The organism is Candidatus Nitrosopumilus sp. bin_32a, assembly GCF_054095935.1.
Genome location: NZ_JBSWSN010000005.1, coordinates 218616 through 236929, shown reverse-complemented (window position 1 = coordinate 236929; position 18314 = coordinate 218616). Strand labels below are relative to the sequence as shown.

Sequence of the window (18314 nt, the reverse complement as noted above, 5' to 3'; positions counted from 1 at the left end):
GTGACTTTTACCATATAACACCGATGATTTTTGAAAAAAGTTATGGTAACATCTAAAGCAACAAGAGCTGAAGCAGCTAAAAAAGCAGCAAGAACTCGAAAGAGGAATGCAGCATTAGCAGAAGCAACAGCACTAAAAGCAGCAGCAGCTCGTAAAAGAAAGGCAGCAGCAACTCGAAGGAAAAATGCAGCATCCGCAGCACCTAAGAGAAAAGCAGCTCCTAAAAGAAAAGCAGCGGCTAAAAGAAAAGCAGCTCCAAAGAGAAAGGCAGCACCAAAACGCAGAGCCGCTCCAAAGAGAAAGGCAGCTAAAAAAGCAGCTCCAAAGAGAAGAACTGCAGCTAAAAAAGCAGCTCCAAAGAGAAAGGCAGCACCAAAACGCAGAGCCGCTCCAAAGAGAAAGGCAGCTAAACGTCGACGTTAAGCTGTCCTGCTACCTTTTTTCTAATCTGACATACTGAATCTATTATGTTTCTAAACTCGAATTTAGAAACATTTTAAATTATTACTCGCTCATCTTTAATTCAGGTAAGACGAAAACCTTGTTTGGTTTTATTTTCAGTATGACTCTTTTTTCATCATCACGTTTGAATGGATAATGTTCACGCCCCATGTATTGTAAAGTCAGTTTGTCTGCATGTTTGTATTCATAGTCTGGAATTAATTCCTCCACGGTTCCACGAATTGTTGTCATGTCAAGTGGATTGTCTTTTGACACAACAGAGACTGCAACTCTAGGATCACGTAAAACATTTTTGTGTTTTATTCTGCCTTCTGCAGTGTTTACCAAAACATACCCATTTTCATAATTTGCCCATACAGGAGAAACCTGAGGTGAACCGTCTTTCATTACAGTTGCAATAAATACCAGGTTTTTTTCTGAAAATAGATCAACAGCTTTCTTATCCATCAATTTTCACTTTTCCTTACTGTTGCAGATGTCTTTCCAACTTTATCCATTACAAACGTATTTTCCAGATATTTTTTGCACATTTTTGGTCCCAATACAAAATTTGAATTGATCGGCTTTAGATGATTAATCATTTCAAACTCATCGATTATTTTTCACTAGATTTTTCAAGAACATTAGTCATTGCCCTATTCATAATCTCCATTACCAAATATTGCGAATAGTCCTCAGATTTTTTTCCCTTTGATTTGGGAGTTTTTGGAGTTAGTCCTTTGAGGATTTTTTCAATTTTTGTCGATGTGTTATTAATGATTTTTGAATATGTGGAATCAAAATCAACAGGAGTTTGAAAGTCTAACAATTTTGTAGATGTGCTGTAGAATTTTGTGATGGCTCCACGAGATTCCTCAATTCTTGCAATTTCAATCAGTCCAGAAGTTTTTAGAATTTCCAAATGATGACGTACAGTGGTCAGTGCTTTTTTGTATCCTGTCTTTTTTAGAGCAGTAGAAATCTGATCAGCTGATAATGTTTGATGATATAGAATTTCAACGATTTTTGCTCGTGCAGGGTCGTCAATTGCACGTGCGTGTCCAATATTTGTCGTAACAATACGATTAACTTTGATTTGCTTTTCTAGTAACGTAGACATACAGAATTACCTTTCAAAACCGATCTAAAAGATCCGCGTATCATATTTTTTTGTCTAATCGCATCAATTTTTGTTTACTTTAATGAATGTTAGACTGCTATGATATTGATACTAACCAGTACAAGAACAATTGTAATGCAACAAATAATATCAATAGCGCTACAATCAATATAATATCAGTAGAATAATTGTTGTAACGGTTTCAGAAATTTTAAAAAATATCAAAAAGCCCAGATCCTGGGAAACATGTTGCCATATCACCCAACAGGACGGCATGGGGCAAGGAGCCAAAAATAAAATTCGAGTTGTACAGTATGGTGTAGGAGTAAATTCAGACTAGGAGTTTGATGAGAACACTATTGCTTGTTTGATATCTGCAAGTCGGTCATCAAATATTTCAGAAATAGAGTTCATCATTTGAAAAGTGGATTCAGCGTTTGTAATTTGTTCAGTGTCAATGAACTTGTTTTTCATGTATTCAGTAGATTTTGCAACAAATGAATGATACACCATACCGAATATACAATCATCATGGTTTACATCCCAGTTTGTGGAATTTACCATATTTGTGTAAGATGGAATTTGGTTGATTACAATATTCAGTAAAGCTTCAAGCTCTTGTTTGTCTTCTAGAGGCACCATATTTTATCATAAGAATGAGGACTAAAGAGTATTTCCAGTTAACTTCTCATATGCAAGCACATATCGCTCAGTCATTTTTGAAATTATTTCTTGCGGAATATCAGGAGCTACAGGTTCATTGCCGGCATCACGTGCATCATCGAATTGTTTCTGATATCCATTTTCAGTCAACCAATCACGCAAGAGTTGTTTGTCGTATGCCTCCTGTATTTTTCCAACCTTAAAGGAATCTTTAGGCCACAGACGATATTCATCAGGACCAATAGAATCGCCTAATGTGATTTTACCATCCAATAATCCAAATTCCAATTTTAAATCAGCCAAAATAAAACCAACATTATCAGCAATTTTTGCCATCTTTTGGTAAATGTCAACAGATGTTTTCTCCAACCAATTGTATTGTTCTTCTGTAACTAAATTCATCTCAAGTGCCTTAGCTTTGTTTATCGGAACATCATGTTCAGATTTGGTGGTAGGATCAAATATTGGCTCAGGCAATTTTGCAGCTAGTGTCGTGTCAGTACCTTCAGGCAACATCACCTCGCCTTTTTTCCATCTGCTAACTAGACTGCCATAGAAATAACCTCTAACAACACATTCTATTGGAAGCATTTTCATCTTTTTTACAACAATCTCCGTATCAGATGCTCGCCTGATGAAATGATTAGGTGCTGACAATTCATTAAACCAAAATTCTGCAAATTTGCACAAAACCTCCCCCTTTCGTGGGATGTCTTGCCTGAACTTTACATCATATGCTGAAACTCTGTCTGAGAATTTGAATAAAATACTAGATTCATCTACATCGTACAGATCCTTTACCTTGCCACTAGTGAGAAACTTCAACAAATTATGACTGATTTTAATATAATTTAACTTCTAGGAGTATATTCAATAAGAAAGATACCAGTTTAGAGACAAGTTAGGATATGAGCAATCTTGATGAATCAATAGGAAAACTGCTTTTGGATCTTCAAAAGGATGACCCTGACACGTTCAAAAAATTAATGAAGAAAGCTCAAGTGGAAAATCCAGAGATTTTTGAAGACATTGATGAAGAAAATAAAGCGATTGATGAATATAATCGCAAAGTAGACGAGTACAACAATAAAGTCGATGAGGATTAAATCACATTCATCATAATAAAAGAATTTTTAATTAACTATATAGATATTGTAAAAAACAGGTTTCGCACACCCAAGTCATATGTTCTCTTACAATATAAAAATAACATGAAAATGTATGATTTTGATTTCATCGAATGTTATGATGATGACGATTATGACTATGATGACGAATGATAACTATCAAAAACGAATTTTTTTTACAACAATTAAGAGTATAAGGGATTTGAATTATTTGATCTTCATGCAGTCTTTTAGAAGATCATTTATCACACTTGAAAAACTCACAGATGCAGTGCTATTTTGAATCATTTTTGATTGCTTAACTCGGAGTTTCTTTATCAAATCGTCCTGCAATACAATGGTAATTCTTTTCGACATTCTTAATGTATGTAATTAAGAAATTTTATATAAAATTAACATGCCAATTGCGGTATGGTTATTATTAGTGATGAAAGGATTCCCAATCTTTTATCTTACAAATATTATATTCGAAAAGAAGCATCTAAACGATATGGGGGAAAACAGTCAAAATCTAAACATCATCAAAATGTTCAAAATATTTTAAAAATTCTAGCACTTTATGGCCCCATGACCACATGGGAGATGGCAAAAGTGCCATTAATTACAGATAATGAAAAGGTCAGGGTGAAGGAAAAAGAATTCAGAAGATTGCTAATAGGGCGAACAGACAGGAAAAAGTACTCAGAAGGGATCCTAAATCTGAATCTAATTTTAATTGACAGTAAATCGACCAAAAGGAACCCAGGAAACAGGTATAGACTATCTCTTTTCGGAATTTTGTTTTGTTTGGATTCATTGGATTTGAGCAATACCGAAATAGATCAAATGGCTAAAAATTATGAGTTAATTCTTCCCAAAATTTTTGGCAGATGGGATTTTTTGAAAAAAATGACAGGAGAAAATGTCTACAACCTCAAACTGCTTGGAAAAGGCCTATTGTTTGACAATCCCAACATTATTGACGTAAAGAATTCAAAATTTTTTGAATTGATTTCTTTTTTTAACATAAAATCAAACAGTCTGTCTCAATCAATGAATGAAAAAATCATGGGCAATATGATCTCCTATTGGTATTTCATTACTTTATTGTATTTACCAAATTTACACATGGATAAAAAAACAGAAAAATCTAAAAAAATGCTAAATCGTGTATTGGTCAATGATGTAGACATCCAAAAATGGTTTTCATCTTTCGTTTTAGAAGCACAGATATTTTACAAGGAACGCTCAGAAATACTACAAAGGATTTCAGTTGAAGGCATATGAGTAAAAGAAGGAGGTTCAGATGACCAAAGGTTCAATTCTCGTAGTAGACGATGATGAAGCAGTTCTAGACACCACATCCACGCTTTTGGAATTTTTTGGCTATTCAGTAATCAAGGCAAGAAATGGAATTGAGGGCATATCAAAATACAGAGAAGAAAAACCAGGGCTGATATTTTTAGATGTAAAAATGCCCAAAAAAGACGGGTATGATACATTCTTTGAATTAAAAAAAGAATTTCCAGATGTCAAAGTCATCCTTATGACTGCCCACGCAGATTATTCAAAATGGGCAAAGGCAAAAAAAAGTAATGCGTTGGATTTGATTGAAAAACCATATAGCGCTGAAAAGTTAAAAAAATTAGCAGGAAAGTTTTATCCTAAAAAATCATGATTTTGGCAGATAAATGAAAAACCTCGTAGGATTATTTAGGACTTCGATAGTTCCCCCATGTTGTTCAATTATTCTTCTACAACTTGCCAATCCAAGTCCAGTACCATGCATTTTTGTTGTAAAAAGAGGTTCAAAAAGATGAGGAAAAACATCTGAAGGAATGCCAGAACCAGAATCAGTAAAAGTTAGAAGTACATCATCAAGCCCATCGGTCAATTTAATGGAAATGCTACCCTCGCCATCAATAGAATCAATTGAATTTTTAATTAAATTTGAAATTACAGATTGAATTTTAATTCTGTCAACTTTAATTTTAGAGTCATTTTTAGGAATTTTAATTTCAATACTACTAGGTATTTTAATTTCATCTATACTGTTTTTAATAATCTCCAATAATCCAACTTCTTTCAGATCAAGATTTGGCATTCTTGCAAAATCCAAGATATCATTACTCAGATATGATATATCATCAACAGATTGAGAAATTTTTGCAAATTGTTTTTCTTCTAATTCAGATAAAGGTTTATCTTTTTTTAATTTTAAAATGTCTATAGAGCCTTTAATCACAGTTAAAGGATTTCTAAGATCATGTGAAATACTTGCACCAAATTTTCCAATTATTGCAAATTTTTCTAATTTAATTTTTTCTTCAGACTCTTTCTTTAAAATTCCAAAAATGAAATTTAAAAGCAATACATGAACAAGTGAATTTATCACAAGAAAGCCCATCTGTAAATTAATTGACAAAGTATCTATCTTTTGTAAAAACATAGAGATTTTCGATGTTAGAATGCCAGAGCTAGTCAACAAAGTTTTATAATTCAAATCAATTACAGCATGTCTTTCAACAGTATTTCCACCAGGAGAATTATATTCTTCAATATTTTTTTCTAATATTTCTAGATCAAATAATACATCTTCCCAATAAGGCACAAGTTCATCAGGAAGTGGCTTAATTTTTTCATTATTTATTATGCCACCATATTTTAATAGATATACATTTTCTCTCAGAGAATTAAGAGATGGAGAACGATCTCCAAAAGAGTGATTGTAAGATGAATGTAAATCCAACATTACATTTGCAGACAAAAATCTATTCAAACCGGCCTGATTTATAGAATTTCCAAGAACAAGCCATTCCTGCTCAATGTAAACCAGAACTAGAAAGCTAGAGATAATCAAAAGTACCTGTAATGAAATAATTAAAACAATTTTTTCTTTTAAATTCAACAATAATTCAAGAATTGAATTCTTTTTTACTCTTTATATCCAAAGTATAATTTCTGAAATTAAAATGAGTTATTTCTTACAACTTTCGCAGCTGCATTCAAACATGCCGGCCTTTTCCATGCATTGATCATGGTGTTCATTGTAACATTTGTTACAAATGACCACTAGACGATAACCTTCTTCAGGTGGGTTTTTTCATGAATCAATACTTTATCAAAAGTATCCGAATATCCATCCCAATGAAATGTGCATTCTCTGCAATTGTATTTCATTTTATTTTGACTTTTCCTCGTGTTTCTTTTCAGACTCTTTGAATGCATTAACATCGTCTGCTGTTTTGGTTTTACATACACCAAATTTCAATTTTCCAAGTATTTTTTTAAACATACTCTTTCTAGATTATGGTAAATATATACCGGCTTAATTTGTAGATTTTGTGCCTGATATTCTATATATTCATAGGATATTCTATAAATTGTTAAGCAAAAATAGATATTCTCGATAAATTACTATATAGTTATGCCAGGATATTTAGGAAATAGGTCAGAAGGAATAGTCCACCATTTAGCAGCAATGACACCGCATTGTAAAATCGTTGAAATTAAAAAATTAGACAAAATTTACTTTGTTCCAGATACACTCGAACAAGCAATTACGGAAAAATTTACACAGTGCAATCACTGCATCAAAAATTGAGCATAGTAGAAATGCAAATAAAAAATAATTGTAATTTAGATCATACGTCAATAAACAAATATCACATTGGTTCTAATAATTAAAATGAATTATTAATCAACAAAATAATTATTGTATTTCAACACCATTCCAAAAAGCCACCATTCCTTTGATCTTAGAGGCAGCATCATTTGGTTCGGCATAATACCAGGCACAATCTTTGTTGGTTTCTCCATTTACAATAACTGAATAGTAATTTGCCGTTCCCTTCCATCCACACACGGTAGTCAATTCAGTTTTTTTAAAATATTCTTGCTTGATGGAATCAAACGGAAAATAATGATTTCCTTCTACTTCGACAGTATCACTGCTTTCTGCAATGACCACATCATTCCAAATTGCTTTCATAAGTATGGAATATTTTAAACCATATTTAATTAAATCTGCAAATAAACTGATTTTAGGTCGTAGCCTTGACTTGCTCACGTTTAGAAAAATCAGGTTTTATTCCCAATGAATCATAATTTCCAGAAGAACAAGTAAAACACATGGACTCTTTTGGCATTCCAACTGCGTCAGCTAGATTTTCAGCATCATTATACCCTAAAAAGTCAACACCGATACTTTTTCTAACCATTTCAGTAATCTCGTCACTAGTCATTGTTTTTCCATCAGTAAATGTAGCAAGTTCCTCTTGAGATGGAAAATCAATTCCAGCATAGCAAGGATAGTTAATTTGAGGATATGTGATCAACATGCTGATTTTTTTAGCACCTGCACGACGAAGAGCCTTGATGATAGCCTTGGAGCTGGTACCTCGGACGAGACTATCATCAATTACAACCACATGTTTATCCTTAATTATTTCACTAATTGGGATTATCCATCGATTTATTTCAACACGGTCACTTTGATGAGGTTCAATAAAACTTCGCAATGGACCTTTCTTGCTATATCTGTCTTTTAGTAAACCTTCATCAAAAGACACACCGAGTTCTTGAGCATATCCTAATGCTGCAGGTCTTGCAGAATCAGGTACTGGAATTACCAGATCGGCATCTTTGATTGGAAATTTCTTTGCCATGAATTGTCCAATTTTTTTTCTTGAAACGTAAATGTTGTGTCCTTCCATATTGCTTGAAGGGTGTGCAAAATAAGTAAATTCAAAAGAGCAATGTGCACGAGAAGGATCAGTTGAGAAGAGTTCAGTCTCCAAACCGTTTTTACTTAATTTAATTAATTCGCCAGGAACCACATCTCTTTGAAGTGTTGCTCCAACTGCAGTAACAGCAGCTGATTCAGAAGTTACAATGTATGTGTCATCAGATTCCTTGTGCCCTAAAACCATTGGGCGGAATCCTTTAGGATCACGTGCAGCATAGACAGAATTATCATCAGAGATGAATGTAAAACAATAAGAGCCAACCATCTCATTTTTGAGGATAGATAGTGCTTTTCCCATTCCACCATTTTCAGAAATCAATGCTACAAGCCTTTGTGCTGCAACAAGTGTGTCACTTGCATTTTGAGGAGTGAAAGAGCATCCTCCAACTAAATTAGATAGTTCCTGAGCATTTGCAATTGTGCCGTTATGTGCAATGCATAGATCTTTTACTTTCAAAGGTTGCGCATTTTCTAGTGTGCTAGTACCCATTGTAGAATACCTAACATGTCCAATAACACAGGGGGATGCATATTCTTGAGAAATTTTTTTAAAATCAGATGAAGAATGTGAAACTAATCCTACTTTTTTAAATGGAGGTTTGTTTGGAACTGCAAATCCCCAAGCTTCTTGTCCTCTGTGTTGTAAAGCTCGTAATGCATCAAAGACCATTGGAACAACATTTGTTCCAGATAAACTGTAAATTCCAACAACACCACAGTTTTCTTTGACTTTAGGCAAATCTATGCCAACCCCTTGGGCAAATACATCATCAAAAGGCTCGAAAAAGTGTAAAACTTAGCTGAAAAATCAGTTAACGCCTTCATTCCCTGATCCATAACTAACTTTGAACAATAAAAATGCTGATCAGTTTTAGCGATCAGAGATTATTGATAAGACCAGATAGCTCATTCATAATTTACCATGTAAATCAAAGTAAATGATGAAATAACATAATTATTTTTAAAGTAAAATGTAATGGAATTTAGAAGATAAAGAGAAATTTATTGATAAATGAAAATTACTACGAAATAGTTTTTTTACCATGCAAAACTAAATTTGGAAGTGCATGTAGCCAAATATTGTGTGCTTTTTTCAAATCAAGATCAATAATTAATTTTGAAGCATTTGTGAATTGAATTTGCTCACCGCCAAACTGACCGATTTGTTTGAATGAAACTTTGTTCTTTTTGAGAATGTCTTCAATCTTTGAGGTGTTTTTCTTGTCAAATGATAAAAGATATCTAGAATGACTTTCAGAAAATAAAATTCTGTCAACATCTAGTTTTTCAGCAGGAACTTTATCCAATGAAATTTTGCAACCAATTTGATTAGTCATACAAATTTCAGACACTGCAATTGCCAATCCCCCTTTAGAGCAATCATGTGCAGATTTGATGAGATTTTTATCGATTATATCAAGAACAGATGTCATATGTTTCTTTGAATCCTCAAAGTTAACTGCAGGACATTTTCCTCCAATAAATTTGTGAACATATTCAAAGTATTCAGAACCACCAAGCTCATCTTTAGTATCACCAACAATCAACAAACAATCACCTTTTAAGATTCTCTGAGGTACAGATGGTTTCTTGTCAATTAGTCCTATAACACCAATAACAGGAGTTGGTTTTATTGAGCCTGCAGGAGTCTCATTGTAAAGACTGACTTTTCCTCCCACACATGGAATTTCAAAAGATTTGGCAAAATCAGTCAGGCCCTTTAGAGATTCTAAAAATGTCCAAAAGATTTCAGGATCATTTGGATTTCCAAATTGAAGATGATCAAGCATTCCAATTGGTCTAGCTCCAGTACATACAACATTTCTGCATGCTTCCTCAAAGCATCCAATTGCACCCTCTCGAGGATTAATGTAGCATTGTTTTGGATTGCCATCAATTTTTGCAGAGAGGTATTTTCCGTTATCTAATCGCAGTACAGCCGCATCAGTTCCAGGTTTTACTACAGTTCTAATACCGACTTCATGATCATATTGTCCGTAAACCCAAATCTTGCTTGCAATGTTTGGTGACGCAAGTAACTTCATCATGAGTTTAGAGTAATCAGAAATAGGTTTGAATTTCTTTTCATTCTCAATTGTTTTCAAATAAGATGGCTCTTTTGATGGCAAATCAAGTAGTGTCGCATTAGCTACAACATCAGCAGCCAAATTAGCAACTGTCTTTTTCCCTTTTTTGATATGAACTTGATTATCAAACTTTACCAAGCCAATTACAGAGCATCCTATACGAAATTTTTTACAAATTTCTTCTAGTTTTTTCAATTTAGTCTTACTAGTAACAATCAACATTCTTTCTTGAGATTCAGACACCATAATTTCATCTGGATGCATATCAGATTCACGAGTATGAACTTTGTCCACATCCATCTCTATTCCAATATCTAGTGCATCAGCAGTTTCAGAAATTGCACAGGACAAACCACCGCCACCAAGATCCTTCATAGCGTGAATCAAACCGTCATTTCTAGCCTGCAAAACAGCCTCGATAATCAATTTTTCAATAAAAGGATCAGGAATTTGAACAGCTGAACGATCTTCAGATTCTAGCGAATCAGATGCAAATTGAGAGCCACCAATGCCATCCCTACCAGTCGCGCCACCCATCAACACAACAATGTCATCTTTCTTTGCATGATTTTTAATCAAATTTTCTTTTTTACCAAAACCTAATGCAGCAACATCAACTAATGCATAGTTTTCATAGCATTCATCAAATTCAACTTCACCACCAATAGTCGGAATGCCTAAACAGTTTCCATAATCAGCAATTCCAGTTACTGCATTTTTAAAAAGCCATCTTGCTTGCAAATCTTTTTCAATGTCTCCAAATCTCAACCCATCAAAAATTGCAATAGGTCTTGTTCCAGCAGATAAAATATCTCGAATTACTCCTCCGACACCAGTTGCAGCACCACCGTATGGCTCTACAGCAGATGGATGGTTATGACTTTCAATGTGTGCAGTAACAACATACCCATCACCAACATCTAAAACTCCAGAATCATATCCTTTTTCATTAATTACCAGAGGTCCATCCATAGGCAACATTTTCAAATGTTTTTTTGAAGATTTGTAAGAACAGTGTTCAGACCATTCAGCAGCTACAATTTGGAGTTCGGTAGAAGTTGGGGCCCTACCAATTTTTGATTTTAACTCAGATAATTCTCGCTCTTCAAGACTCATTTACTAACACCCATTTCCACCATCAATGATTCAAAGATAAGAGATGAGGGTTTGTTATCAATTGGATTAATATCAGATTCAACTGCCCTTTCTGGATGAGGCATCATTCCAACAACATTTCCAGCCTCATTACATACACCTGCAATTCTATTGGATGAGCCGTTTACAACCTCACTGTATCTAAAAACAATCTGATTATTCTTTTTTAATTTCTTCATAGTTTCATCATCAACATAATATCTGCCCTCACCATTAGCTATAGGGATTGGAATTTTCTCATTTAATTTGAATTTGTTTGTAAATGGAGTGGTGTTGTTTTCTACAATCAAATTAGTCCATTCACACATAAAATTAAGAGACTCATTTTTGAGCAATACTCCTGGGAGTAATCCCGATTCTACAAGAATTTGAAATCCATTGCATACACCCAAAACAGGAATTCCTTTTTCAGCCATTTTTTTAACGTCTTTAATAATTGGACTGTGAGCTGCAATGACGCCAGCTCTTAGTCTATCACCATAAGAGAATCCACCTGGAAGAATTACAGCATCTATATTTTTTGGCAATTCTTTTTCATGCCAATAATATTCTGCATCTAAATGAAATACGTCAGTCAATACATGATACATATCACGATCACAATTACTGCCTGGAAAAACTATAACTCCAACTTTCACAATTCTTCAAACATTCAGAGATATTTAATTTGAATTAATCAGAGTAAATTCTTATGTAAAGAAACCACTTGATCGCTATGACTCAAGTAAGGGACATCATGGAAAAAATGTAATCACCATAGATCATAACAAAACAGCACTTAATGCATCACTCATTCTAAAAGACAAAGAGATCAGTTTTCTTGTAATCATGAATGAAGAAAAAACCGTAGGAATTGTTTCAGAAAGCGACATCGTAAGAAAAATTACAGCGAAAGATCTCAATTCATCAAAAATTCAATTAGAGAACATAATGTCTAAAAATTTCAAATGGGTCAAACCAGATTCAGAAATAGAAGATGCTGTTCAAAAGATGCTAAACGACAATATCAGACGTTTAATCGTGCTTGAAAATGAAAAACTGGTAGGAGTGATAACTCAGACAAATTTAGCAGAGTTTCTCAGAAGTAAATTGCTGATTAACGCCACAATGGATAACATAAATTCAGAATAGAGTCAAGTTTCAAAAACATCCATTGTAACTATACTTACCATAGGATTGTAAATTCTCAATTCATCACAAATTTCCTGCACTTTGGCTTGGGCAGATTTTTTATCTTTTTCTTTGATTGTAAATTTTAGCATCTTTGCAGTTTTTATATTTGAAACAGTTTTGTGAGTTCCTTTTAGAACTAAATCATTTAGAATGGTTTGGCCTTCAGGATCACTAATTCCAGGTTTATTTTCAATAGTTACATTAACTTGGAAAAGTGCCATTTGTAAATTAAAAAATTAAATCGAGGTTAATCTATCTTCCGAATAATTTTGTGCTTTTATAGTTATTTTGAAATAGATGTCAGGTATCCGGGTTTGAGGACTTGTGTTGTCAAGATATCACCAGGCCAGATCCGGTTACTTTGAATTCATTTTTTCCTTAACATATTCTGCATAAATTCTGTAAAGGCCAGATTGATAGTTTGGATTTTCAACAATCATTGAATTATTTTTCAAAGATTCTTTTGATAGATACATGCCTTTCTCAAAAATTCCTCTATCGTCTAGCGTTATGCAAATATCTTGCCATGCAAAAACTTCTTTTGGATTTCTATTAGCAGTAGCATAATACACATACAATAATCGAAGTTTATTGTATTCATCTAGAGTCATCTCTTTTCCAAGTATGTAATTTCTTTTCAAAGTTTGAAAGTAGATCAATCCATCTGCAGTCAATACAAAATCAAATAGATTTGGATAATCATCAAGGTCTACAGGATACAGGGGGTTTTTTTGGTCTATCACATAGTGATTATGTGAATTTGCTATAAAAGAAGACAAAAAATTGCCCAGTCACATAGAGATGGAATTTATATCAGAATAATTTACAATATTTCATAATGGCAAAAGGCAGAATGAGATACTGGAAAATCACATCTGAGGAATTGGCAGGTTATGCATATGATGAGAAAAATTTGCTAAACTGGGAAATCAAATGCATTAGAGAACCAGAAGATGAGGCTCATTTTATCGGTGTTTTCATGTATAGAAATGGAACAGCATATGATTATGAATCAGTTAAAGGAATATGTTATTTTTACAACAATATAGATAGAAAAGAATTACCAGAAATTACCAAATTCCTTCAAGGAAAATACAATGGTAAAGAGATGGAAAAAGGAGATAGGATAATCCTCAAAGGCTCTAAAGAAATCTATTCTGCCACAGACATTTCAAATTTGGCAAAAGAGATGGAATCTAAATTTAATGTAAAGGCAGTCATATCATTAGAATTTGGAGGAATTACTGCCGATGCACTCAAAGAAGCAGGACTTCCAGAAGCAAAATTATTGCCAATCCCGACATAATTATTATAGTTTAAGATTAATGATAACAAATGTCCGAAGAACTAGACGGGATTAATGAACATCTTAATGAATTAAGAAAAAGACTTGTTAGAATAGTTTTAGTGATAGGAGGAATTTCTGCATTTCTTTTAATGGTTCATGCAGAACCAATTCAGATTAACCAATTCACATTGTATTATCCCACACTTGAACCAACTCACAATATGGCAGCACAGATAACAAATCACATGAGAATAAATTTAGTTCCAGAAAGCGTGCAATTAATTCAAACAGCGCCAGGTCAAGCATTCTTTGCTCAAATGTATGTTGCAGCTCTTGTCGGAGTTGTTGTAGGAATGCCAGTTATCATCCGAGAATTGGTAGGATTCATCAAACCGGCATTAAAAGAAAACGAGATTAATGTTAGCAGAAGCATCTCATTACCGGCATTAGGATTATTTGTGGCAGGATGTGTATTCTCATATAATTTTGTAATTCCATACATGTTGGAATTTTTGTATAAATACGGAGAGGGTGCAGGTCTAGTTACTTTTCTAAATGTGATGGAATTTGTAACATTCGTGTTACAATTTTTGTTAGCTTTTGGTTTTTCATTTCAACTACCTCTTGTGATGTATGCAATAGCAGCATCAGGGATTGTCGATGCAGACTTTTGGAGAAAAAATATCAGATATGCAATAGTAATCATAGTGATCTTCGGAGCAGTGATCACACCAGATGGAACAGGAGTGACAATGATGTTTGTTGCAGGCCCAATGGTTGCACTGTATGCTGCAGGCATGATAATCATTGAACGTAAAGATCGAAAAAAGTCGAACACTTAAATCTTAAATCAAGAATATTTTGTAATATGCTAGGAAGCACAGAGATCATCATATTAGTAGTAGTCATCGGCGTATTGATTTTTGGTGCAAAAAAGATTCCAGAACTGGCCAAAACATTTGGTAAAGCCAAAGGTGAATTTGAGAAAGGAAAAATCGAGGCAGATAAAGATCTAAAAGAATTCAAAGAAGAGATAGAAAGTAGTTCCAAGGATAAAGAAGCAAAATCAGACTAGTTCTCAGCAAGTTTTACAAAATCATCCAATATTTTATCATAATCTTGTTTGAAATTATTTTTTCCAAACATGACTGAGATCTTCATTTTTCCTTTAAATTTCAAATCAACATCCACTAGGACTCGGGTTACATTTTCAAGTTCAATGAATTCTTGCTTGATTCTACTTCCCTTTGCATCACCACCAATTACAATCATTTCATGCAAGATTGGTTTTTGAGAAACATGTTTTGTCATAATTAATAATTCCATTTCCCCTAAAATCAAATGTTCTTCAACTACAGATACATCTCCACGCATTGAACGAACGCGAACTGATGGATAATGTTGCGGAATTATTCTTTGATAGTTTTCAAAATTTGAGAAAATTTCAAAAACATTGTCCCGATTGCTGTTGACAATTTTTTCTAAAGAAAATTTAGGCAATGGTAGTTTAGAGAGTGCCCCATCGAGGGTATAAGTTGTGCTCTATGTCAAACTGGTCTAAACATTTCCCAACACCATGATTTACAATATCATCAATTGATTTGGGTTTTGTATAAAATTCAGTTACAGGAGGTAAAATTACAATACCCAATCGGGCAAGCTTTAGCATGTTCTCCAAATGGATTGCAGAAAGAGGAGTCTCCCTCACCATAAGAATTAATTTTCTAGATTCTTTGATTGTAACTCCAGCTGCTCGAGCTACCAAAGTATCATCATAACCATTTGCAATTGCAGCTAGGGTTTTCATACTGCAAGGGGCAACAATCATCCCATCAATTCTATGAGTGCCACTAGAAACGCTTGAAGCCATATTTTTTTCATCAGAGATATTTGTTGCAAGGGATTTTACATAATCAGTAGTAAAATCAGTTTCCATCGAAATGCATTTTTCGCCCCATTCAGAGAGTATCAAATGAGTCTCAATGTTTAATTTTTTGAGGGTTTCAAGCATTCTAATTCCATAGATTACACCAGTACTTCCAGTAATTCCAATTACAAGTTTCAATAATTAATCAATCAAAGTCACAGTATTTTATGTATTAGATAGGAAGAGGAAAATAACACTAGATATTTGCAGAATCTGTATTTTCAACATCAGATAATTCTTGGTTTGATTTTCTTCGTTTAAACCACATGAAAATACCGGCAGCAATCATTGCAGGAATGAGAAGAACTCCAAGCATTTGGAGTTCAAAATTATACAGCATATGAAGTATCAAACATTAATCGAAAAAAGTCTATTGATCAACCGATCTAAATAATCAAAAATTAGCTATATTAGATACCAATATGCAGGCACAATGTGATTAAAAGTTCCGAGATTAAGAAAATTGTCAATGATTATTCTGATGTAAAAATTGGCGTTCTTGGGAGTCACTCAGCACTAGAAATAATGGACGGTGCAAAAGATGAAGATTTTCAAACCAGAGTTTTTTGTCAAAAAGGAAGGGAAGGCCCATACCAAAGATTTGGCCGCATTGCAGATGAGATTACAGTTTTAGATAAATTCAAAGACATGGCATCTGCCAAATATCAAAAAGAACTGCGAGATTCTAGTACAATCATAGTTCCACACAGATCACTGACAGTATACTTGGGATACAAAACTATAGAAAATTCATTCAAAGTTCCAATTTTTGGAAACAGAAAATTATTTCAAGCAGAAGAAAGAACTGCTAAAAAAGGACAATACTATCTTTTAGAAAAAGCCAGAATAAAATATCCAAAATTATTCAAAGATCCTAAACGAATCAACAAGCCATGTATTGTCAAAGTTCAAGAAAAAAAGAGACCCCTAGAAAGAGCATTCTTTACAGTTTCATCATACAAAGACTATGTGACAAAATCTGAAGAAAAAATCAAGCAAGGTGTGATTGCAAGAAAGGATCTCGAAAAATCAAGTATTGAAGAATTGGCAATAGGAACATATATGAATTTTAATTTCTTTCACACCCCGATTTCAAACCAAGTGGATTTTATTGGAATTGAGAGGAGACTGCAGACTAACATTCATGATTACAATGCACTTCCAGCAAAAGAGCAATTAGAAATGGACGTTGATTTACAAAATATCGAAGTAGGACACACTCCTGCAAGCATTAGGGAATCACTTCTTGAAAAGGTACTCAAAATGGGAGACAAATTTGTAGCAGCAGTAAAGAAGGAATATGCTCCAGGGATAATTGGCCCGTTTTCGTTACAAAGCGTAATTACAAAAGATTTAGAGTTAATCGTGTATGATGTGTCATTAAGAGTTCCAGGAAACCCAATTGTTGCAACAACTAGTCCTTATACAAAATATCAATACGGTCAAACATTTGGTGTTGGCAGAAGAATTGCAATGGAGATTAAACGGGCTCAAGAAGAAGACAGGTTGGATGAGATTGTCACATAGTAATTTTTCTAAAATTAATCAATATTTTGCCAAAAATTACGCCTAAAATTAAGAAATTTGCAGGCAAAATAAAATAAATGATTTTAAAAAATTTAAAAAAAGTGCTCATCCCAAATTTAATGGGATTGAAACACTACCAAAGGATTCACTGCCTCTAAAGTAGTAGTCTTTTCCGGAATCATATTCAAATGTAGTTCCGCCACCGCCAATATTTGGTCCAAAGAACATGTTGAATATTTTGGACTCACCAGGTTTTAGAATGATCTGACCATTTGTGAAATCCATTCCTGAATACTTGAAGTCAGTGTCACCGTTTGTTACATCATAGTTGCAGATTGCAGGTCCAGTACAAAACAATGATTCTTGACTAGAACCAGTATTTTCAACTAGAATACGTAGTCTCAGCATTGCTTGACCTGAAGAAGTAATCTCGAGACTATTTCCATCAGTTCCCAATCCAGCCCAGTAGAAAGTCACAGGTCCTGCAGGATATGATTCTGCAACCATTTTGTAGTGATATGCAGTGATGTCATATTTGGCGGATCTCTCACAGTTGAGTCGATCATAGGATTTTTTGATTTCTGAACATCTATCCAACTGGGCTTCTAGTAAACCTAATTCTGAACTATCAGAAATTACAGATTTATCTTCTATAGGAGTGGTTTGAGATGGGGGGAGATTGATTATTCCAACTGACATTAAATGTTGAATTGCATTTACAAATTCACCATCAGTGATAGTTCCGTCAGCCCACCATCCTGCATTGTTTTTTACCCAAGCAGGAACACCGTCAGATGTTTCAGAGGATACGGCTGTTGGAGGCACTACGATTATTCCATCAGTTATTAAAAATTTTATACCTGAAATAAATTCAGATTCAGTGATAGTCCCATCAGCCCACCATCCTGCATTGTTTTTTACCCAACTAGGTACTTCTGCATATGCAGACGATATAGTTGAGGTTACTACTAAAAGTAGAGCAATTGTCGAAATTGCAGTAATTATTGTTTTCATGTTGATTTTTTTCACTTCCTATATTTAACCTAGTGATAAGATCACATTCTAGTGGTAATTTATGAA

The 18314-nt window shown here is 33.9% G+C and carries 25 protein-coding genes and 1 pseudogene; 11 read left to right on the top strand and 15 right to left on the bottom strand.

Going from position 1 to position 18314, the window contains the following annotated elements; translation table 11 throughout:
- Positions 1-42: 42 nt before the first annotated feature.
- Complete coding sequence (locus tag ACW9XH_RS06250; protein WP_457759778.1) at positions 43-423, top strand: hypothetical protein; 381 nt, start codon at positions 43-45, stop codon at positions 421-423.
- A gap of 81 nt (positions 424-504) precedes the next feature.
- Here ACW9XH_RS06250 and ACW9XH_RS06245 read toward each other — a convergent pair whose 3' ends face one another.
- The 4 genes from ACW9XH_RS06245 to purC all read right to left on the bottom strand — a co-directional run bounded on the left by ACW9XH_RS06245 (position 505) and on the right by purC (position 3049).
- Complete coding sequence (locus ACW9XH_RS06245; RefSeq protein WP_457759777.1) at positions 505-909, bottom strand: PPOX class F420-dependent oxidoreductase; 405 nt, start codon at positions 907-909, stop codon at positions 505-507.
- A gap of 148 nt (positions 910-1057) precedes the next feature.
- Positions 1058-1561, bottom strand: a complete 504-nt coding sequence (locus ACW9XH_RS06240) for a winged helix-turn-helix domain-containing protein (protein WP_457759776.1) — start codon at positions 1559-1561, stop codon at positions 1058-1060.
- Between the two features lie 336 nt (positions 1562-1897).
- Entirely contained in the window at positions 1898-2203 is a 306-nt protein-coding gene (locus tag ACW9XH_RS06235) for a hypothetical protein (protein WP_457759775.1), read from the bottom strand.
- Between the two features lie 21 nt (positions 2204-2224).
- The gene (gene purC, locus ACW9XH_RS06230; protein WP_457759774.1) at positions 2225-3049 is read right to left on the bottom strand and encodes a phosphoribosylaminoimidazolesuccinocarboxamide synthase; all 825 of its coding nucleotides are present in this window, start codon (positions 3047-3049) and stop codon (positions 2225-2227) included.
- Between the two features lie 83 nt (positions 3050-3132).
- Between purC and ACW9XH_RS06225 the strand changes: the two genes are divergently transcribed.
- The 3 genes from ACW9XH_RS06225 to ACW9XH_RS06215 all read left to right on the top strand — a co-directional run bounded on the left by ACW9XH_RS06225 (position 3133) and on the right by ACW9XH_RS06215 (position 5008).
- Positions 3133-3330, top strand: coding sequence for a hypothetical protein (locus tag ACW9XH_RS06225; protein WP_457759773.1), 198 nt, complete (start codon positions 3133-3135; stop codon positions 3328-3330).
- A 432-nt stretch (positions 3331-3762) separates the two neighbouring features.
- Positions 3763-4617, top strand: a complete 855-nt coding sequence (locus ACW9XH_RS06220; protein ID WP_457759772.1) for a hypothetical protein — start codon at positions 3763-3765, stop codon at positions 4615-4617.
- 19 nt (positions 4618-4636) lie between these two features.
- Positions 4637-5008, top strand: coding sequence for a response regulator (locus tag ACW9XH_RS06215; RefSeq protein ID WP_457759771.1), 372 nt, complete (start codon positions 4637-4639; stop codon positions 5006-5008).
- Here ACW9XH_RS06215 and ACW9XH_RS06210 read toward each other — a convergent pair.
- Complete coding sequence (locus ACW9XH_RS06210; protein WP_457759770.1) at positions 5003-6238, bottom strand: sensor histidine kinase; 1236 nt, start codon at positions 6236-6238, stop codon at positions 5003-5005. The genes ACW9XH_RS06215 and ACW9XH_RS06210 overlap by 6 nt on opposite strands.
- A gap of 519 nt (positions 6239-6757) precedes the next feature.
- Between ACW9XH_RS06210 and ACW9XH_RS06205 the strand changes: the two genes are divergently transcribed.
- Positions 6758-6934: a hypothetical protein gene (locus tag ACW9XH_RS06205; RefSeq protein WP_457759769.1), complete on the top strand. Its 177-nt coding sequence runs from the start codon at positions 6758-6760 to the stop codon at positions 6932-6934.
- A gap of 108 nt (positions 6935-7042) precedes the next feature.
- Here ACW9XH_RS06205 and ACW9XH_RS06200 read toward each other — a convergent pair whose 3' ends face one another.
- The 4 genes from ACW9XH_RS06200 to purQ form a co-directional block, all read right to left on the bottom strand.
- Positions 7043-7321, bottom strand: a complete 279-nt coding sequence (locus ACW9XH_RS06200; protein WP_457759768.1) for a DUF427 domain-containing protein — start codon at positions 7319-7321, stop codon at positions 7043-7045.
- A gap of 52 nt (positions 7322-7373) precedes the next feature.
- Entirely contained in the window at positions 7374-8816 is a 1443-nt protein-coding gene (locus ACW9XH_RS06195; protein ID WP_457759767.1) for an amidophosphoribosyltransferase, read from the bottom strand.
- Between the two features lie 283 nt (positions 8817-9099).
- The gene (gene purL / locus ACW9XH_RS06190) at positions 9100-11280 is read right to left on the bottom strand and encodes a phosphoribosylformylglycinamidine synthase subunit PurL (RefSeq protein WP_457759766.1); all 2181 of its coding nucleotides are present in this window, start codon (positions 11278-11280) and stop codon (positions 9100-9102) included.
- A complete protein-coding gene (purQ, locus tag ACW9XH_RS06185; RefSeq protein WP_457759765.1) occupies positions 11277-11957 on the bottom strand; it encodes a phosphoribosylformylglycinamidine synthase subunit PurQ in 681 nt (226 codons plus the stop codon). Before purQ ends, purL begins: the two co-directional genes overlap by 4 nt.
- Positions 11958-11994: 37 nt before the next feature.
- Between purQ and ACW9XH_RS06180 the strand changes: the two are divergent.
- Together ACW9XH_RS06180 and ACW9XH_RS06175 are read left to right on the top strand one after the other, a co-directional pair.
- A pseudogene (locus ACW9XH_RS06180) lies at positions 11995-12144 on the top strand (hypothetical protein); the annotation flags it as partial.
- A 3-nt stretch (positions 12145-12147) separates the two neighbouring features.
- Positions 12148-12450 carry a CBS domain-containing protein gene (locus ACW9XH_RS06175; RefSeq protein WP_457759764.1) on the top strand — a complete coding sequence of 101 codons (303 nt, stop codon included), beginning with the start codon at positions 12148-12150 and terminating at the stop codon, positions 12448-12450.
- A gap of 2 nt (positions 12451-12452) precedes the next feature.
- On the opposite strand, the gene purS is transcribed toward ACW9XH_RS06175, so the two are convergent.
- Together purS and ACW9XH_RS06165 are read right to left on the bottom strand one after the other, a co-directional pair.
- Positions 12453-12713 carry a phosphoribosylformylglycinamidine synthase subunit PurS gene (purS, locus tag ACW9XH_RS06170; protein WP_457759763.1) on the bottom strand — a complete coding sequence of 87 codons (261 nt, stop codon included), beginning with the start codon at positions 12711-12713 and terminating at the stop codon, positions 12453-12455.
- A 135-nt stretch (positions 12714-12848) separates the two neighbouring features.
- Positions 12849-13271 (bottom strand): hypothetical protein, encoded by a 423-nt coding sequence (locus ACW9XH_RS06165; protein WP_457759762.1) that lies wholly within the window; start codon positions 13269-13271, stop codon positions 12849-12851.
- 59 nt (positions 13272-13330) lie between these two features.
- Here ACW9XH_RS06165 and ACW9XH_RS06160 point away from each other — a divergent pair, with 59 nt between their 5' ends.
- From ACW9XH_RS06160 to ACW9XH_RS06150, 3 genes are read left to right on the top strand one after another with little or no spacing between them, the layout of a single operon-like run.
- Entirely contained in the window at positions 13331-13798 is a 468-nt protein-coding gene (locus tag ACW9XH_RS06160) for a hypothetical protein (RefSeq protein WP_457759761.1), read from the top strand.
- 29 nt (positions 13799-13827) lie between these two features.
- Positions 13828-14622 (top strand): twin-arginine translocase subunit TatC, encoded by a 795-nt coding sequence (tatC, locus tag ACW9XH_RS06155; RefSeq protein ID WP_457759760.1) that lies wholly within the window; start codon positions 13828-13830, stop codon positions 14620-14622.
- Positions 14623-14648: 26 nt separating this feature from the next.
- A complete protein-coding gene (locus tag ACW9XH_RS06150; protein ID WP_457759759.1) occupies positions 14649-14855 on the top strand; it encodes a Sec-independent protein translocase subunit TatA/TatB in 207 nt (68 codons plus the stop codon).
- Here ACW9XH_RS06150 and ACW9XH_RS06145 read toward each other — a convergent pair.
- From ACW9XH_RS06145 to ACW9XH_RS06135, 3 genes are read right to left on the bottom strand one after another with little or no spacing between them, the layout of a single operon-like run.
- Positions 14852-15280 (bottom strand): SRPBCC family protein, encoded by a 429-nt coding sequence (locus ACW9XH_RS06145; RefSeq protein WP_457759758.1) that lies wholly within the window; start codon positions 15278-15280, stop codon positions 14852-14854. The genes ACW9XH_RS06150 and ACW9XH_RS06145 overlap by 4 nt on opposite strands.
- A 7-nt stretch (positions 15281-15287) precedes the next feature.
- Positions 15288-15845 carry a UbiX family flavin prenyltransferase gene (locus tag ACW9XH_RS06140; protein ID WP_457759757.1) on the bottom strand — a complete coding sequence of 186 codons (558 nt, stop codon included), beginning with the start codon at positions 15843-15845 and terminating at the stop codon, positions 15288-15290.
- 58 nt (positions 15846-15903) lie between these two features.
- On the bottom strand, positions 15904-16047 hold the full coding sequence (locus ACW9XH_RS06135; protein ID WP_457759756.1) for a hypothetical protein: 144 nt from the start codon (positions 16045-16047) through the stop codon (positions 15904-15906).
- A 95-nt stretch (positions 16048-16142) separates the two neighbouring features.
- Here ACW9XH_RS06135 and ACW9XH_RS06130 point away from each other — a divergent pair, with 95 nt between their 5' ends.
- A complete protein-coding gene (locus ACW9XH_RS06130; RefSeq protein ID WP_457759755.1) occupies positions 16143-17234 on the top strand; it encodes a DUF1297 domain-containing protein in 1092 nt (363 codons plus the stop codon).
- A gap of 105 nt (positions 17235-17339) precedes the next feature.
- Here ACW9XH_RS06130 and ACW9XH_RS06125 read toward each other — a convergent pair whose 3' ends face one another.
- Positions 17340-18248, bottom strand: a complete 909-nt coding sequence (locus tag ACW9XH_RS06125) for a peptidase (RefSeq protein ID WP_457759754.1) — start codon at positions 18246-18248, stop codon at positions 17340-17342.
- Positions 18249-18314 lie beyond the last annotated feature (66 nt).

Excerpts from the sequence above, each read along its gene's own strand:
- ACW9XH_RS06125 (WP_457759754.1), bottom strand. The coding sequence starts at position 18,248 with ATGAAAACAATAATTACTGCAATTTCGACAATTGCTCTACTTTTAGTA.
- ACW9XH_RS06150 (WP_457759759.1), top strand. The coding sequence starts at position 14,649 with ATGCTAGGAAGCACAGAGATCATCATATTAGTAGTAGTCATCGGCGTA.
- ACW9XH_RS06245 (WP_457759777.1), bottom strand. The coding sequence starts at position 909 with ATGGATAAGAAAGCTGTTGATCTATTTTCAGAAAAAAACCTGGTATTT.
- ACW9XH_RS06160 (WP_457759761.1), top strand. The coding sequence starts at position 13,331 with ATGGCAAAAGGCAGAATGAGATACTGGAAAATCACATCTGAGGAATTG.
- ACW9XH_RS06225 (WP_457759773.1), top strand. The coding sequence starts at position 3,133 with ATGAGCAATCTTGATGAATCAATAGGAAAACTGCTTTTGGATCTTCAA.
- ACW9XH_RS06235 (WP_457759775.1), bottom strand. The coding sequence starts at position 2,203 with ATGGTGCCTCTAGAAGACAAACAAGAGCTTGAAGCTTTACTGAATATT.
- ACW9XH_RS06135 (WP_457759756.1), bottom strand. The coding sequence starts at position 16,047 with ATGCTGTATAATTTTGAACTCCAAATGCTTGGAGTTCTTCTCATTCCT.
- ACW9XH_RS06200 (WP_457759768.1), bottom strand. The coding sequence starts at position 7,321 with ATGAAAGCAATTTGGAATGATGTGGTCATTGCAGAAAGCAGTGATACT.
- ACW9XH_RS06205 (WP_457759769.1), top strand. The coding sequence starts at position 6,758 with ATGCCAGGATATTTAGGAAATAGGTCAGAAGGAATAGTCCACCATTTA.
- ACW9XH_RS06175 (WP_457759764.1), top strand. The coding sequence starts at position 12,148 with ATGAATGAAGAAAAAACCGTAGGAATTGTTTCAGAAAGCGACATCGTA.
- tatC (WP_457759760.1), top strand. The coding sequence starts at position 13,828 with ATGTCCGAAGAACTAGACGGGATTAATGAACATCTTAATGAATTAAGA.
- purL (WP_457759766.1), bottom strand. The coding sequence starts at position 11,280 with ATGAGTCTTGAAGAGCGAGAATTATCTGAGTTAAAATCAAAAATTGGT.
- ACW9XH_RS06215 (WP_457759771.1), top strand. The coding sequence starts at position 4,637 with ATGACCAAAGGTTCAATTCTCGTAGTAGACGATGATGAAGCAGTTCTA.
- ACW9XH_RS06250 (WP_457759778.1), top strand. The coding sequence starts at position 43 with ATGGTAACATCTAAAGCAACAAGAGCTGAAGCAGCTAAAAAAGCAGCA.
- ACW9XH_RS06220 (WP_457759772.1), top strand. The coding sequence starts at position 3,763 with ATGGTTATTATTAGTGATGAAAGGATTCCCAATCTTTTATCTTACAAA.
- purS (WP_457759763.1), bottom strand. The coding sequence starts at position 12,713 with ATGGCACTTTTCCAAGTTAATGTAACTATTGAAAATAAACCTGGAATT.
- ACW9XH_RS06240 (WP_457759776.1), bottom strand. The coding sequence starts at position 1,561 with ATGTCTACGTTACTAGAAAAGCAAATCAAAGTTAATCGTATTGTTACG.